Here is a 13,903-nt window from a genome sequence, read left to right as displayed (position 1 = left end):
ACCGCTTAACACGTATCACCACCAACCCCCTCCCGAGTCGTGTCCACTGCTACGTCACTCGTCGGTGCTGTCGTGCTCGTCGCCGGACTGGGGGTCACCGCACAACTCGTCGCCGACCGGCTACAGGTCCCCAGCGTCGGATTCCTGCTGGTCGCGGGGGTTCTCGTCGGCCCGCAAGGGTTCGGCGTGGTGCGCCCGGAACTGTTCGGCGAAGCCGGGCTACAGGCCATCGTGGGCCTCAGCGTCGGTATCATCGTCTTCGAGGGCGCGTTTCACCTCACCGTCGACCGGGTTCGCGAGGCATCCCGCGAGGCGCTTGGACTCGTCACCGTGGGGGCGCTGCTGTCGCTCGTCGGCACGACGACCGCCGTCCGAGTGGTGTTCGGCGTCGACTGGGCCGTCGCCGTCCTCGTCGGATCGTTACTCGTCGCGACTGGGCCGACCGTCATCACGCCCATCCTGCAGGTCGTCCCGGTCCGTGACCGGGTCGCCGCCGCACTGGAGACCGAGGGCATCATCAACGACGTGGTCGCGGCCATCCTCGCGGTGGCTACCTTCGAGTTCGTCGTCGCCGACAGCCCGACGCCGCTGGTCGTCGTCGAGGCGTTCCTCCTCCGACTGTTCGTCGGCGTGGCCGTCGGGGCCGCCGTCGGCTGGTGTGTCGCGACGTTGCTCGACCGCCTCCGACTTGCCGCCGACACCGCGACCCAGAGCGCTCGGCTGGTCGTCCTGACCGCGGCGCTCGCCGCGTTCGCCATCGCCGGGTCGCTGCTCTCGGAGGCCGGTATCGCCGCGGCGGCGACGGCCGGTCTCGTCCTCGGGAACAGCGACATCCCCCACCGGGAACTCATCGCGGAATTCAAAGGCGGGGTGACGCTGTTCGTCCTCTCGTTCGTCTTCATCGTCCTCGCGGCGCTCCTGTCACTCGACGACCTCCGTGCGCTCGGCGTCGCCGGACTGGGTGTCGTCGTGGTCGTCGTCGTCTTCGCCCGCCTGCTCGGCGCGCTCCTCGCGACGGTCGGCGGGTCGCTGGCCACCAACGAGCGCCTGTTCATCGGCCTACTCGGTCCTCGGGGGATCGTCCCCGCGAGCGTCGCGACGCTGTTCGCCATCGAGTTGCGGCCGACGAACCCGACGGCCGCAACGGTGCTCGTCGGGACCGTCTTCTCGGTCATCTTCGCCACCGTCATCTTTCAAGGGGGATTGGCCCGTCATCTCGCACAGGCGCTGGATATCGTGCCAACACACACGCTCATCGTCGGTGCCGGTCGTGTCGGAACAGAACTCGCAGACAGATTCGAAGCCCGCGGCGAGGAGGTCGTCATGGTCGACAGGGACGCCTCGGCCGTCGAGCGAGTGCGCGCCGCCGGCCACCGTGCGGTCCACGGCGACGCGACCGACGCGTCGACCCTCGACGCCGCCGACGCCAAGCGGGCCAGCGTAGTCGTCGCGGCCACCGCAGACGACGACGTGAACATGCTGGTCGCCCAACTCGCGGCGACCCGATTCGACGTCGACACCGTGGTCGCGCGGGCGAACCAGCCGGACAACCTCGCGGCCTTCGAGGACCTCGACGTCGAACCCATCTCCGCCGGGTTCGCGGTGGCCGACGCCATCGACGACGCCATCGAACGGCCGGCCCTGAGCCACTGGCTGGCCGACGCCGGCCGGACCGGCGACGTCCTCGAAGTCGAACTCCGGAACGACGCCCTCGCCGGCCAGCCCGTCGAGGCGGTGACCGACGACCTGCCCTCGGGCTGTCTGGTGGCGATGGTGAGTCGAGACGGCGAGGACCGCGTCCCGGACGGCGCGTTCACGCTCTCGACCGGCGACCACCTCACGCTCATCTGTGAGACGAACGACGCGCTCCGAGAGGCCCGGGAGTACTGTCAGGGCGACTGATTCGTCGGGCCGATGGCCGCTTGCTCCCGTTCGTCGTCGGCCGCGAGTGGCGGGACGACGCCCGCGTTGGCTGCTTCCCGGTAGTGATAGCCCCAGAACGCCGCGAAGGCGTAGCTCGCGTACGTCGCGACGAACGCCGGCCCGACGAGCGTCAGTATCGACGCCAGCCACAGCACCGTCGCCATCACGAGGAGGAGGACCCACGCGGCGAACGCCTCCAGATACTCCTTCGAGGTGGCAAAGGCCCCGGTGTAGCGGCCGGAGAACGCGCGGGGGAACCGCCCGGTCGCCGCGTAGGCGGTCAGCACGGCCGGCGTCAGATAGAGGCCGGCGAACGCGACGAGCGCCACGGCGAGGTCACGGACGCCCCCGGCGAGGCCGACCTGTTCGGCCACCGCCGCGACGGCGGCTCCGACGATGGCGGTCCCACCCCAGAGGACGAGGAGGGCGACGGTGGCTCTGAGGCCGTCGACGAACAGGTCGACGAAGGCGTCGAACCCGGGCGGGTCGGGCCGTCCGCTCGCGGCCGCGCCCGCCAACTGGAAGGCGTAGCCGTTGGTGAACAGGCCCACGAACGGTATCATCGACCCGACGAGTGCGAAGATGCTCCCCAGGAGAAACGGTTCGTACCCGTCACTGACTGGATACGAGAGCCCGAACGAGAAGCTATCGCGCTCGAACGGACTCGCCTCCTCGGCCGGTTCGGCCGTCTCGCCGGGTCGCTCGTCGGCCGCCGAACCACCCGGCTCCGCGGCGCGCTGGTCCGCTCGCTCGTCGGTCGACGGCATCGACACCTCTCCGTCCGGCTCGTGGCGCTTCGTGCCACACTCCGGACAGAAGGCGTCGGTGGTCCTGACGGCGGCCCCGCAGGCCGTACAGTACGGCATATGGTGCTAGTATCTGGGGGCAGGCGTATCGTTCTTTCCCCGCGAGAGGTCGCGGTACGAACTCGAACGGCGGCGACTCGCGTCGCTTTCAGACGTTCGCGACGGACTGGAGAATCTCCGCGGCGTCGTCGAGTGCGTCGTCGAGTGCGTCGCCGTCGGGGCCGCCGCCCTGTGCGAAGTCCGCGGGGCCGCCGCCGCCGCCGCCGACGCGGCCGGCCAGTTCGCCGACGACTTCGCCGGCGTCCACGTCGACGCCGTCGGGAACGGCGACGACGAACTGCGCGCCGTCGCGGCCGGACCCGAGGACGGCTATCTGCCCCTTCTCTACGAGGGCGTTGGCCTGTGCGCGCAACTCGTCCATGTCGGCGTCGATGCGCTGGACGACGGCCGTCGTCCCGTCGACGTCCACCTCCTCGGTGTCGGCGCCGCCGGACGCTCGCGCCTCGGCGAGTTGCTCCTTGAGGTCCTCTATCTCCTTCCCGCGGGCCTTCCACTCGTCGAAGAACCGCGCGGCGGTGTCGGGTACTTCCTCGGGCGCGACGTCGAGGACGTCGGCGGCCGCATAGAGGGCATCCTCGGTGCGCTGGGTCGCCTCGATGGCCGCGTCGCCGGCCGCGAAGGTAAGCCGGATGACGCCGTCCTGGATCCGCTCGGTGCCCAGCAGTTTGATGGCGCCGATGTCGCCGGTCCGGGCGACGTGGGTCCCACCACACGCCTGGATGTCGTCTGCGACCTGAATGAGCCGAATCTGCTCGCCAGCCGGGATGCCACCCTGATACAGGTCGAAGCCGTGTTTCTCCTCGGCCTCGTTGCGGTCGGGCCACTGCTGGGTGACCGGGACGTTGTCCTGGACGAGGTCGTTGGCGTACCGCTCTATCTCCTTGACTTGCTCGCGGGTCACCGACTCGTAGTGGCGCACGTCGATGCGCGAGGAGTCGACGCCCTTCTGGGCGCCGGCCTGCCGGACGTGCTCGCCCAGCACCTGTCGGGCGCTGTGGACGACGATGTGGGTCGCCGTGTGGTGTTGCATCAGGCGTTTCCGGCGGGTGGCGTCGACCTGCCCGCGGACGAACTCGCCCTTACCGGGGTCCTCGTCGGCAGTGTGGAGGATGACGTCGTCGTAGCGCTGGACGTCCTCGACTTCGGCGGTCACGTCGTCGGTGGCCAGCGTCCCGTGGTCCGGCGGTTGTCCACCGCCCTCGGGGTAGAACATCGTCTGGTCCAGCACCACGTCGAATCGGCCGTCGTCGCGGTCGAACACTTCCAGTACGACGGCCTCGAACTCGGTACGCTGTTGGTCCTCGTAGTAGAGTCGGTCGGTGTTCGGAAGCTCTGCGAGGCGGTCGGCGTACGGGACGCCCTCGGCCGTTGCGGTGTCGTCCCCGCCGCCGTGGCGGGAGGCGACGACGGAGTAGAAGTCGTCGGGCACGTCCACGTCGACGCCGCGTTCGGCGGCTATCTCTTCGACCATGTCCGGTTGGATGCCGTGGGAGTCGTACAGTTCGACCAGTTCCTCGGTCGGAATCGGTTCGCCCGTCTCGGCGTACTCCTCGGCGAGTTGGCGCACGCGGCGGCCGCCCCTATCGAGCGTCTCGCGGTACTTCTCGACCTCCGTGCGGACGATGTCGCGGACGGTGTCGCGGTTCTCGTAGTTCAGGCGCTCGGCCTGCATGTCGACCAGCTCGTCAAGCGGGGCGTCGACGCCCACGCTGTCGACCAGTCGCTTCGTGCGGCGCAGCACCATCCGGGCGAGATAGCCCGTCCCGACGTTCGAGGGGACGATGCCGTCGCCGAGCATGTACGCCAGCGTCCGGCAGTGGTCGGCGATGGCGTAGATGTCCTCCAGTGGCCCCATCAGGTCGCGCAGTTCCTCGACGCTGACGCCGACAGCCTCGGCGATGGTGTCGCGTTCGGCCTCGATGTCCTCGGCCTCGTCGATGTCCATCCGTCCCGCGAGTTTCGCGGCGTTGTGGACGATGGCCTCCTCCTCCTCGGACAGTTCGACGCCGGCGTTGTCCTTGAGGAACTGTATCATGTCGGGGTAGACGGCCTCGTAGACGGTGGGGGTGCCCTGCGAGACCCACGTCCACCGCTCTAGCCCGTAGCCGGTGTCGACGACGTAGGTGTCCATCTCCGAGTAGCGGTTGCCGTCTTTCATCTCGTACTCGCCGTCGGGGTCCTGCTCTAGGGACATGAAGACGAGCGTCGCCAGCTCCGCGCCCTCGTAGATGACTTCGAAGGCCGGCCCGGCGTTGCCGCCGCCGACCCACGGGTCCTCGATGAGGGTGAGTTCGTCGACGTCGGCGCCCAGTTCCTCGAACAGTTCGACGCAGTACGCGACCGTCTCCTCTTTCCAGTACACTTCGCCCTGATAGGCGTACTCCTCGGGGTCCTCGATGTCCTCCTTGGCGTTGAACGCGTGGTGGGCCATCATCTCGAAGGCCATCGTGTGCCGGCCCGTCTTGCCGACGTTGTCGATGTCTTGCATCCGGATACACGGTTGCGAGATACACAGCGGGTTCGCCGGCGGCGGCGTCGTCCCCGAGGTAACGAGTGGCTGGAAGTCGTAGATCGAGGCTTGGGTCAACAGGACGTCGTCGCGCCAGCGGTTGGCGGCGACCGGGTACGGGTCGATGCGGGTGTGATCACGCGCTTCGAAGAAAGAGAGGAACGCCTCGCGCATCTCCGAGAGGGAGAACTCCTCGTCGAACCCGGGGTTGTCGATGAAGCCGTACTCCGCACAGGGCGGTTCGCCGCAGGTGTCGCGGTCCGCGCGCGACCAGAACATGTCGCCACATTCCAGACACTCCTGTCGATGGAATCCGGCCTCGTCGAAGTAGTCGAGTTGGTAGGCCTCGTCGAGGTCACTCATTGGCGTAGTGTTGGCCCAGCAGCGGGTAAAACAGTTCCGAAGGGGGGCTACACCGCGACGGCCGACCCGCCGGAGAGCGTCTCCGGGACGACGATTCGCTTCACCGTCGTCGCGCCGGAGGTGGTCGTGATGCGGACTGTCGCCGTCTCACCTTCCGCTAAGTTCTTGCCGAACTCCGTCGCGCCGGGTAGGTCGGGGTTCCCGAGGTCCAGCGCGATGGTGAAACGGTCTTCTGTCGAGTCCAGCACCGGCGACGACGCGGGCGAGTCGTCGTCCTGCACGACGGCGACCCCGAACCGGCCGTCGGGGTTCCCCGAGGCGCCGTTCTCTGCGAGTTGGTAGTACGACCCGCTCGGCCCGACCCACTGCACCGTCGCCTGTCCGAGGTCGACGTTGCCCGCTCCGGGGGATTTCTTCACCGTGATGTTCACCACGCCGACCGCGTTGTTCTCGAAGTGACTCCCGGTGGCACTCACCACCTGTACCCGGTTCGTCGTCGAGTCGCTCGCACCCTGTCCCGTCGCTTCCGCCGAGTTCTGCAGATAGCCGGACGTGTTGATGAGGACGCCCGCGGCGATGGCCGCGACCAGCACCATCGCGATGAACACGACGAGGGTCCCGATACCCACCTGCCCGCGCTCGCCCCGGCGTCGATTGCTCGAACTGTGCATTTCCGTTGGTGATAACTAACCGACTACTCTCGTATAAACTTGCGTGAGCAATTATCGCGGGTGAAAACGACGCTTTCGGGGCGAAGCCGCTACTGCCCTTTCGCGAGACTCGCCAGCATCGCCTCCAACTGCACCGTCTCGTTGGCGCCCTGCGTGATGCGGTAGTCCGTCTCGCCGACGCGTTCGAGGATGCGCACCGCCGCCTCGTCGTCGACGTCGAACTCCCAGACCGACCGGTGCAACTGGTCGATGATGTCGCCGCCAGCGATGCCCTCCTCGGTGAGCAGTCTGTCCAGCGTCGCGCGGGCGGCCGTGAAGTCGCCGTCGAGCGCGGACTGGACCATGTCGTGAATCTCCTCGGGGCGGGCCGTCGAGGTGATGGCGTACACCGCCGACTCGTCGACCACGTCGCCGCTGACCGAGGCGGCCTGCAGGCCGTTGATGGCCTTGCGCATGTCGCCGGCGGCGGCGTAGACCAGCGCGTCGACGCCGTCGTCGGTGAGTTCGATGTCCTCCTCGGCGGCGATGTGGCGTATCTCGGACTCGACGGCGTCGTCCGACAGCGGCGAGAACCGGAAGACGGCACACCGAGACTGGATGGGATCGATGATCTGGCTAGAGTAGTTACACGAGAGGATGAAGCGGACGTTGTTCGAGAACTGCTCCATCGTCCGGCGGAGTGCGGACTGGGCGTCGCTCGTCAGCGCGTCGGCCTCGTCTAAGAAGATGATGCGGTACTCGACGCCGCCGAAACTCGTCCGTGCGAAGTTCTTGATGCGGTCCCGGACCACGTCGATACCCCGCTCGTCGGAGGCGTTCAGTTCGAGGAAGTGCTCGCGCCAGTCCTCGCCGTACAGTTCGCGGGCGATGGCCGTCGCGCAGGTGGTCTTGCCGGTGCCCGCCGGCCCCGAGAACAGCATGTGCGAGAGGTCGTTGCGCCGGACGTAGCTCTGCAGGCGGCCGACGATGTCCTCGTGGCCCATCACGTCGTCTAACGACTCCGGGCGGTACTTCTCTATCCACACCTCTTCGCGTCCCGCCCGCGACTCGGACTCGGCCTCACTCATGCTCGGTGGGAGGCGCGGGCTAGCCTTAAACGCCCCGCTAGCAGTGTTCGGATGCAGCGTTCGTGAGCACTCCGTGACCCGCCAGAAAGCCCCGGACGGCTACGCTCCCGCGGCTCGCTGCGCTCCTCGTCACTCACTGCGTTCGTTCCTGCGGTCCTTGCGTCGCCGGGGTTCGCGTAGCCGACCGCCCCTTTCAGTCCAACCCCATGGACCGTTCAATCGGGTTGGACTGAAAGCCTCCGGGCTCTCTGGCTGTTTACGATCTCGCTCCCTCTCGACCCCGTCCACTCGTCGCCTACTGCTAGCCGACACACTCAAGCCGTCCATCCCGATACACACGGCCATGGACGTCACCGTGGAGGTGGCCGGCGAGGAGACCCACGACCTCACGGTCGACGACGACGCCACCTACGCCGACTTGCTGGCCCCCCTAGAGCTCTCGCCACACGCGGTGTCGGTGCTCGTCGACGACAAGACGGTCCCGACGAACCAGCCAGTCGAGGCCGACCACGTACGCGTGGTCAGACTCATCAAGGGTGGCTGAGCGGGCGGCGAGCCACTCACGACCCCCCGTTTTTGCCCGTCGAGCCCTACGCTACGCTATGTCCATCGAGGCGACCGACTTCTCCGTGCCCAACGTCGGCCCCGGACCGGACCCGCCGTCGGCGCTCGCCGCCGACAACGAGTTCGCCGACCGGGACACCGAAGCCGTCTCCATCGTGTCGGAACCCCACGAGCGCGTTCGGGAGTGGCAGGACAGCTACGACCCGCCGTATCCCATCGTGGCCGATCCGGAGGCGACGGCCGGCAACGCGTACGACCAGCCGGTTCGCTTCGGCTTTCCGGGCGACTGGAGCGACTTCCTCGGCCGGATGCCCGAGGCCGTCCTCGTCGACCTTCGGGACGGCCCCGCGGTAGCGTGGTCCTACCGGAGCAAACCGACGTTCGACCGGCCCAGCGTCGACGACTTGTTCGATGCCGCCGACGAGGCTCGGACTCGCTGACCCATGTTCGTTCGTGACGCCACAGTGGCCGACCTGCCGGACGTGATGAACGTCCTCGACGGCGCGGCGCTCTCTATCGACGTCGAGACGGTCCGGGCCAGTATCGCCGAGGACGGGGCGCTCGTCGCGTGCGAGGGCGGGGAGCGCACTCGGTCTGACGAGCGGGCCAGCGGCCCGCGGGCCCCGGCGGACGGCGAGCGAGTGCTGGGCGCACTCGTCCTCGACGACGAACACGTCGCGGCCGTCGCAGTTCGCCGCCGTCGCCGCGGGCAGGGCATCGGGACAGCGCTGGTCGAGGCCGCAGTCGAGCGCCGAGGACGGCTGACGGCGGCGTTCGACGCCGACGTGAAACCGTTCTACGAGGGCCTCGGGTTCACGGTCGAGGCAGTCGACGAGGCCGGTCGCTGGCGGGGGACGCGCTCGACCGACGGCTGATTGCGATAGTCTTTCCACACTCGGACGAGACGAAATTATCGAGCCATGTCCTCACAGAACCCCGACCCGGCGTCGGTGCGTGACGACCGGGTCCTCGGCTTCCTCCTCGATTTCACCCTCCTCACCGTCGCGACGGTCGTCGTCTGGGTGGTGTTCACCGGCGTCAGGATGCTCGTTACTACCGGCGGGGCGATGGGTGCGCCCACCGTCGACAGTCCCGGGACGATGCTGGGGATGGTCGCCCTCGGTTTCGCCCTCTCCTTACTTCAGTGGGCCGTCATCGGCCTCGTCGTCGGCGGGTACTTCGTCTACTTCCTCACCGACGGCGGCCAGACGTTGGGGATGCGCGTCGCCGGCGTCGTCCTCGTCGGCGAGGACGGTGGCCCGGTCACGCGAGACCAGACGATACAGCGGACCGCCGTGTTGCTCGCGCCCCTCCCGCTGATGGCGCTCGCCAGCGTCTTCATCCCCTTCGTTGGGTTCGTCCTCGCACTCTTGCTGATGGGTGGGTGGCTGACCGTCGAAGCGCTCTTGCTGTTCACCGACGACGACGCCCAGCGACTCGGTGACCGAATCGCCAACACGCTCGTGGTCGAATCGACGGCCTGACGGCGTCTCACCGGAAGAGCTGTCAGTTCGACCGACCGGCCAGTTCCTCGATGCGCAACTCGTAGAGCGTCAGTTCGACTTCGTCAAGCGCCTCGTCGAACACCCGAATGGGTGCGAATCGGTCGTTGATGGTGACGGCGTCGTAGGCGGGGTCGTCCGGCGGGACTGCCCGTATCGGCCCGCGGGCGACGACGCTCCAGCCGTGTTGTTCGGCGTCGTCGCTCGTCGTCTCGGCTTCGTAGACGACGTACGTCGCGGTGTCGGTCGTCTCGACGTAGGCGGCCTTCCGGCTGTCGGGCGTCTCGCCCAGTCGGACGTACAGCGACCCGTCCTCGTAGTGGTGAAACACCGGAATCGCGTAGGCGTCGCCGTCGTCGGCCAGCGCGAGGACGCCGTCCGTGGCGTCGCGCAGGCGCGTCTCCACCTCGGCCTCGGTCAGTCCCTCGGTGTACGCGAACTCGACGTCGGGGTCCATGCCCGACCAACGCGCGCTGTCGGGTTAAACCAGCGGGGCGACCAGTCCGCGGCCCGCCGACAGCAGTTCCGTGACCCGCGTATCGCTGCCCGCCTCGGCGTAGACGCGGAGTTTCGGCTCCGTCCCCGATGGCCGGACCAGCACCCACGTATCGTCCGCGAGCCGTATCTTGAACCCGTCGACGGTGTTGACATCGGCGACGCTCTCGCCGGCCACCGAGTCGGGCAGTTCGTCCTCCAGTGCGTCAAGCACCGGCTCTTTCCGGTCGTCCGGACAGTCGACGCTGACCCGTCCCTGATGAATCTCGCCGTGGTCGTCGAGCAAGCGGTCGACGCGGGCGTCAAGCGACTCCTCGGACTCGGCGGCGGCCGCCACCAGCGCCAGCAACACGCCGTCCTTGTTGCGGAGGTGGTCGGTGAGGCCGAACCCGCCCGACTCCTCGCCGCCCATGAGGGCATCGTGGTCGGCCATCGCCTCGGCGACCCACTTGAACCCGACCGCCACCTCGTGGGCAGACTGGCCGTGGGCCTCCGCGACCCGGTCGACGATGCTGGAGGTGGAGACGGTCCGGACCACGTCGCCGGACCGCGACTCCAGCAGGTAGTCGTACAGCGCCGCGAAGAAGAGGTTCGCGTCGAGATAGCCGCGCTCGGGCGTGACGACGCCGATGCGGTCGGCGTCGCCGTCGTTGACGACGCCGAGGGCGGCCTCGCCCTCGCGTACGCGGGCGATCAACTCCTCGACGTTCTCGGCCGCTGGCTCCGGGGACCCGCCGCCGAACTCGGGGTCTCGCTCGTCGCGCAGGGCGGTCACGTCCGCGCCGGCACGTTCGAGGAGGGTGTCGGTGACGCCCCGACCGCTCCCGTGCATGGCGTCGTAGGCCACCGAGAGGCCCGAGAGGTCGGCGTCGACGTAGTCGATGGCGTGGTCGGCGTAGTCGCCGACGAGGTCCGTCTCGGTGACCGTGCCCCACTCGCTCTCGGGCAGCGGGTCGGGGTCGCCGAGGTTCGCCACGATGTCCTCGGTCATCGCTGGGAGTGCGGGAGCGCCGGACGCGGGGACGAACTTCACGCCGTTGTACGCCGGCGGGTTGTGACTGGCCGTTATCTGGAGCGCCCCGGCGAGGTCGCGCTCTGTGACCGTCCACGCGACGACGGGCGTCGGCGTGTCCCGGTCCGGGACGAGTACGTCGAATCCATTGGCACACAGCACGCGAGACAGTTCCTCGGCGAACCCGCGCGACGTCTCGCGGGCGTCGTAGCCGACGGCCACCGTCCCGCTCTGGCCGTGTTCCCGCAGCGCCGTCGCGACGCCCTGTCCGACCATCCGCACGCGCGGCGCGGTGAACTCGTCTAAGGTCGCTCGCCAGCCGTCGGTGCCGAACGTGATCGCCGCGGCGTCGTCGTCGTCCATACCCGATACCTCTCGGTGGGCGGTGAAAAAATCACCCGTCGGCTCACGTGTCGAAGTCCGCTTCGGCGTCCGAGGACTCGACCAGCCGTTCCTTCTGCGTGCGCGAGAGCTGTTTGATCTCGTACTCGCGGCGCATCGCCGCGGACTTCGACTGGAAGCGTTCGACGTGGACGAGTTCGACCGGCGTCCGGCCGCGGGTGTACTTCGCCCCGTCGCCGGCGTCGTGTTCACGCACTCGGCGCTCGACGTCCGTCGTGTAGCCGGCGTAAAAGCTTCCGTCACTACACCGCAGCACGTAGGCGTAGTGAACAGGGCTCCGCGTGGTGGTCATCGCACGATGCGGGCGGCCCAGTGGGCCTCACACTTGGTGGGCGCGCTCTCTCGATACCTCGGCGATGCCAGCGTTGGCCGAGCAGTTCGGGCAGGCCCGGATGTGTCCGCGCTCGTCAGCGAACACACGGGCGAACTGGTCTGAGACGTGCGCGCCGCAATGGTCACATTCAGGCATCGTGTTCGTCGGCGACACCACCGCCGACGTACGTGAGAAGGGTTGCCAGAGGGATATTCGTTTACCCAAATGTGTGGGTATTCTCTCCCAGAAACGGGTCTGCTCTTACACATCGTCACCCCGTGCATCGGCGACCTGTCGTGCGATGAGGCCCGCCTGTGCGCCCGCGGTGAAGCCCGCGTCGATGTTGACGACAGAGAGCGTCGTACAGGACTGGATCATCCCCGAGAACGCGGCCTCGCCCGCGCCGTCGTGCCCGTAGCCAGTCGAGACGGGCAGGCCGATGACGGGGGTGTCGACGAGGCCGGCGACGACGGTGGGAAGCGCCCCCTCGCGGCCCGCGGCGACGACGAGGACGTCCTGATCGCGAAGGCGGTCCACGGCGTCTATCGTCCGGGCGATGCTGGCGACGCCGACGTCCGAGATACGGGTGACCGCCGCGCCCATCTCGGCGGCCAGCATCGCCGCTTCGCCGGCCGGGACGGCGTCGGAGGTGCCGGCGGTGACGACGCCGACCGTCGCGTCCAGGTCCGGACGCTCGAACTCCGGGGCGGTCGCGACCAGCCAGTTCGACCGCTCGGACCAGCGGACCGTCGCCTCGGGTGCGTCGGTCGCCAGTTCGCGTCGGACGGCGGCGGCCGCTGGCGGGTCGATTCTCGTTACGATCGCTCTGCCGGTCGTCTCGACGGCCGTCGACGCGAGGTCGGCGATCTCCCCGGGCGTCTTGCCGTCGCCGAGCACCGCCTCGGGGACGCCTGAACGGGTCTCCCGGGCCGCGTCGAACCGGCCAGCACCGCTGGTGGCGTAACCGGCGAGTTCCGCTTCGGCCTCGGCGGGGGTGACCTCGCCCGCCGCGACTGCATCGAGTAGGTCGCGCATGTCCCCTCTTCGGGGGGCCGGCTACTCCTATCCGTCGGTCCGGGCCGGGCGCGCGCGAGCACTCCAGACGCCGATACTCGGCGTATCTCGTTTCGATTCCCGCCCGTGGAGGGCTATCGACCCTGATATATCCGACTCAGGGGCTATTTATATAGGGGCCGACGGCCAAAAACGTCTCAGACCCCCGTGAATACCGGCGAGAGCCATCGCATTGGGGAAAGTATATAAGTGACCCCTACGCTACACAGGGTTGTATGGCAGACCTAATCGTCAAAGCCGCCGTCAAGGAAGAGCTCGACAACATGAACGTGGCCTCGGACTTCTACGATGCTCTCGACGCTGAGGTCGAGGAGCTGCTCGCCGACGCCGCTCGACGAGCCGAGGAGAACGACCGCAAGACGGTCCAGCCGCGCGACCTGTAAGGTCGTCTCCGAGCAGTCTTTCTTTCGACGTCAGCCGGACAGCTACAGCTCTCTGACCGTCACGCCGTCTTCGCTGCCCACGTAGACGGCGTCGGCCACGTCGACGAACAGGCCGTGTTCGACGACGCCCGGCAGTGTCGCGAGGTCTGCCGCCAGCGCCGCTGGGTCGGCTATCTCGCCGAACGCACAGTCCAGCACGAGGTTGCCGTTGTCGGTGACGACGGGCCCGTCTTTCCGTTCGGCCCGTCGAAGGTCCGGGTCCCCGCCCAGTTCCCGGACCGACTCGGCGACGGTGGTCCGTGCCGCGGGGAGCACTTCCAGTGGAACCGGGTACGATAGCGTCTCGGCCATCTTCGTGGGATCTGCGACGACGAGGAAGCGGTCGGCGCTCGCGTCCACGATCTTCTCGCGGGCGTGGGCCGCGCCGCCGCCTTTCACGAGGTCGCCGCCGGCCACCTCGTCAGCGCCGTCGATGGCGAGGTCGACTGTCACCTCGTCTAGGTCAGCCAGCGGGATGCCCGCGGTACGGGCGAGTTCGCGGGACTGGAAGGAGGTCGGGACGCCGACCACGTCCAGTCCGGCGTCGACCTGCCGGCCGATGGCCCGAATCGCGTGGGCCGCGGTGCTACCGGTCCCCAACCCGATTACCATCCCGTCTTCGGCTGTCTCGGCCGCCGCCTCGCCGGCCGCGCGCTTCGCCGCGTCGGAGCCGCCCTGTTTCATGTGCGGAGATGCCGCGGACGCGGACAAAACGTTTGT

The 13,903-nt window shown here is 68.3% G+C and carries 16 protein-coding genes; 6 read left to right on the top strand and 10 right to left on the bottom strand.

Annotated features, from left to right (window positions below; translation table 11 throughout):
- Positions 1–39: 39 nt before the first annotated feature.
- Positions 40–1,902 (top strand): cation:proton antiporter domain-containing protein, encoded by a 1,863-nt coding sequence (locus tag IEY28_RS16015; RefSeq protein ID WP_189000065.1) that lies wholly within the window; start codon positions 40–42, stop codon positions 1,900–1,902.
- On the opposite strand, the gene IEY28_RS16010 is transcribed toward IEY28_RS16015, so the two are convergent.
- The 4 genes from IEY28_RS16010 to IEY28_RS15995 all read right to left on the bottom strand — a co-directional run bounded on the left by IEY28_RS16010 (position 1,890) and on the right by IEY28_RS15995 (position 7,399).
- Positions 1,890–2,789: a DUF4013 domain-containing protein gene (locus IEY28_RS16010; protein ID WP_189000062.1), complete on the bottom strand. Its 900-nt coding sequence runs from the start codon at positions 2,787–2,789 to the stop codon at positions 1,890–1,892. The genes IEY28_RS16015 and IEY28_RS16010 overlap by 13 nt on opposite strands.
- A gap of 88 nt (positions 2,790–2,877) precedes the next feature.
- Entirely contained in the window at positions 2,878–5,661 is a 2,784-nt protein-coding gene (gene alaS / locus IEY28_RS16005) for an alanine--tRNA ligase (RefSeq protein ID WP_189000059.1), read from the bottom strand.
- Between the two features lie 47 nt (positions 5,662–5,708).
- Positions 5,709–6,332, bottom strand: coding sequence for an archaellin/type IV pilin N-terminal domain-containing protein (locus IEY28_RS16000; RefSeq protein ID WP_189000041.1), 624 nt, complete (start codon positions 6,330–6,332; stop codon positions 5,709–5,711).
- An 89-nt stretch (positions 6,333–6,421) separates the two neighbouring features.
- Positions 6,422–7,399 (bottom strand): replication factor C small subunit, encoded by a 978-nt coding sequence (locus tag IEY28_RS15995; RefSeq protein WP_189000037.1) that lies wholly within the window; start codon positions 7,397–7,399, stop codon positions 6,422–6,424.
- A gap of 343 nt (positions 7,400–7,742) precedes the next feature.
- Here IEY28_RS15995 and samp2 point away from each other — a divergent pair, with 343 nt between their 5' ends.
- The 4 genes from samp2 to IEY28_RS15975 are packed head-to-tail and all read left to right on the top strand — an operon-like array spanning position 7,743 to position 9,447.
- Positions 7,743–7,943, top strand: a complete 201-nt coding sequence (gene samp2, locus IEY28_RS15990) for a ubiquitin-like small modifier protein SAMP2 (protein WP_189000034.1) — start codon at positions 7,743–7,745, stop codon at positions 7,941–7,943.
- A gap of 58 nt (positions 7,944–8,001) precedes the next feature.
- Positions 8,002–8,403, top strand: a complete 402-nt coding sequence (locus IEY28_RS15985; RefSeq protein ID WP_189000031.1) for a peroxiredoxin family protein — start codon at positions 8,002–8,004, stop codon at positions 8,401–8,403.
- A 3-nt stretch (positions 8,404–8,406) separates the two neighbouring features.
- Positions 8,407–8,838, top strand: a complete 432-nt coding sequence (locus IEY28_RS15980; RefSeq protein ID WP_189000028.1) for a GNAT family N-acetyltransferase — start codon at positions 8,407–8,409, stop codon at positions 8,836–8,838.
- Positions 8,839–8,883: 45 nt separating this feature from the next.
- The gene (locus IEY28_RS15975; RefSeq protein ID WP_189000025.1) at positions 8,884–9,447 is read left to right on the top strand and encodes an RDD family protein; all 564 of its coding nucleotides are present in this window, start codon (positions 8,884–8,886) and stop codon (positions 9,445–9,447) included.
- Positions 9,448–9,469: 22 nt separating this feature from the next.
- On the opposite strand, the gene IEY28_RS15970 is transcribed toward IEY28_RS15975, so the two are convergent.
- The 5 genes from IEY28_RS15970 to larB all read right to left on the bottom strand — a co-directional run bounded on the left by IEY28_RS15970 (position 9,470) and on the right by larB (position 12,722).
- Positions 9,470–9,922 (bottom strand): pyridoxamine 5'-phosphate oxidase family protein, encoded by a 453-nt coding sequence (locus IEY28_RS15970; protein WP_189000022.1) that lies wholly within the window; start codon positions 9,920–9,922, stop codon positions 9,470–9,472.
- Positions 9,923–9,946: 24 nt separating this feature from the next.
- Complete coding sequence (locus IEY28_RS15965) at positions 9,947–11,335, bottom strand: phosphoglucomutase/phosphomannomutase family protein (protein WP_189000019.1); 1,389 nt, start codon at positions 11,333–11,335, stop codon at positions 9,947–9,949.
- 43 nt (positions 11,336–11,378) lie between these two features.
- Positions 11,379–11,666 (bottom strand): GIY-YIG nuclease family protein, encoded by a 288-nt coding sequence (locus tag IEY28_RS15960; RefSeq protein ID WP_189000017.1) that lies wholly within the window; start codon positions 11,664–11,666, stop codon positions 11,379–11,381.
- A 27-nt stretch (positions 11,667–11,693) separates the two neighbouring features.
- Entirely contained in the window at positions 11,694–11,843 is a 150-nt protein-coding gene (locus IEY28_RS15955) for a DUF7563 family protein (protein ID WP_166967749.1), read from the bottom strand.
- Positions 11,844–11,948: 105 nt separating this feature from the next.
- A complete protein-coding gene (gene larB, locus IEY28_RS15950; protein WP_189000014.1) occupies positions 11,949–12,722 on the bottom strand; it encodes a nickel pincer cofactor biosynthesis protein LarB in 774 nt (257 codons plus the stop codon).
- 254 nt (positions 12,723–12,976) lie between these two features.
- On the opposite strand from larB, the gene IEY28_RS15945 reads away from it, so the two are divergent.
- Positions 12,977–13,144 (top strand): DUF1931 domain-containing protein, encoded by a 168-nt coding sequence (locus tag IEY28_RS15945; RefSeq protein WP_166967753.1) that lies wholly within the window; start codon positions 12,977–12,979, stop codon positions 13,142–13,144.
- A gap of 42 nt (positions 13,145–13,186) precedes the next feature.
- Here the strand turns inward: IEY28_RS15945 and rpiA are convergent, their stop codons facing one another.
- Positions 13,187–13,867, bottom strand: a complete 681-nt coding sequence (gene rpiA, locus IEY28_RS15940) for a ribose-5-phosphate isomerase RpiA (RefSeq protein ID WP_188999994.1) — start codon at positions 13,865–13,867, stop codon at positions 13,187–13,189.
- Between the last annotated feature and the right edge of the window lie 36 nt (positions 13,868–13,903).

The organism is Haloarcula pellucida, from assembly GCF_014647235.1.
Lineage (GTDB): Archaea > Halobacteriota > Halobacteria > Halobacteriales > Haloarculaceae > Haloarcula > Haloarcula pellucida.
The sequence above is the reverse complement of the archived record's forward strand: the minus strand, read 5'-3'. Positions and strand labels throughout refer to the sequence as shown.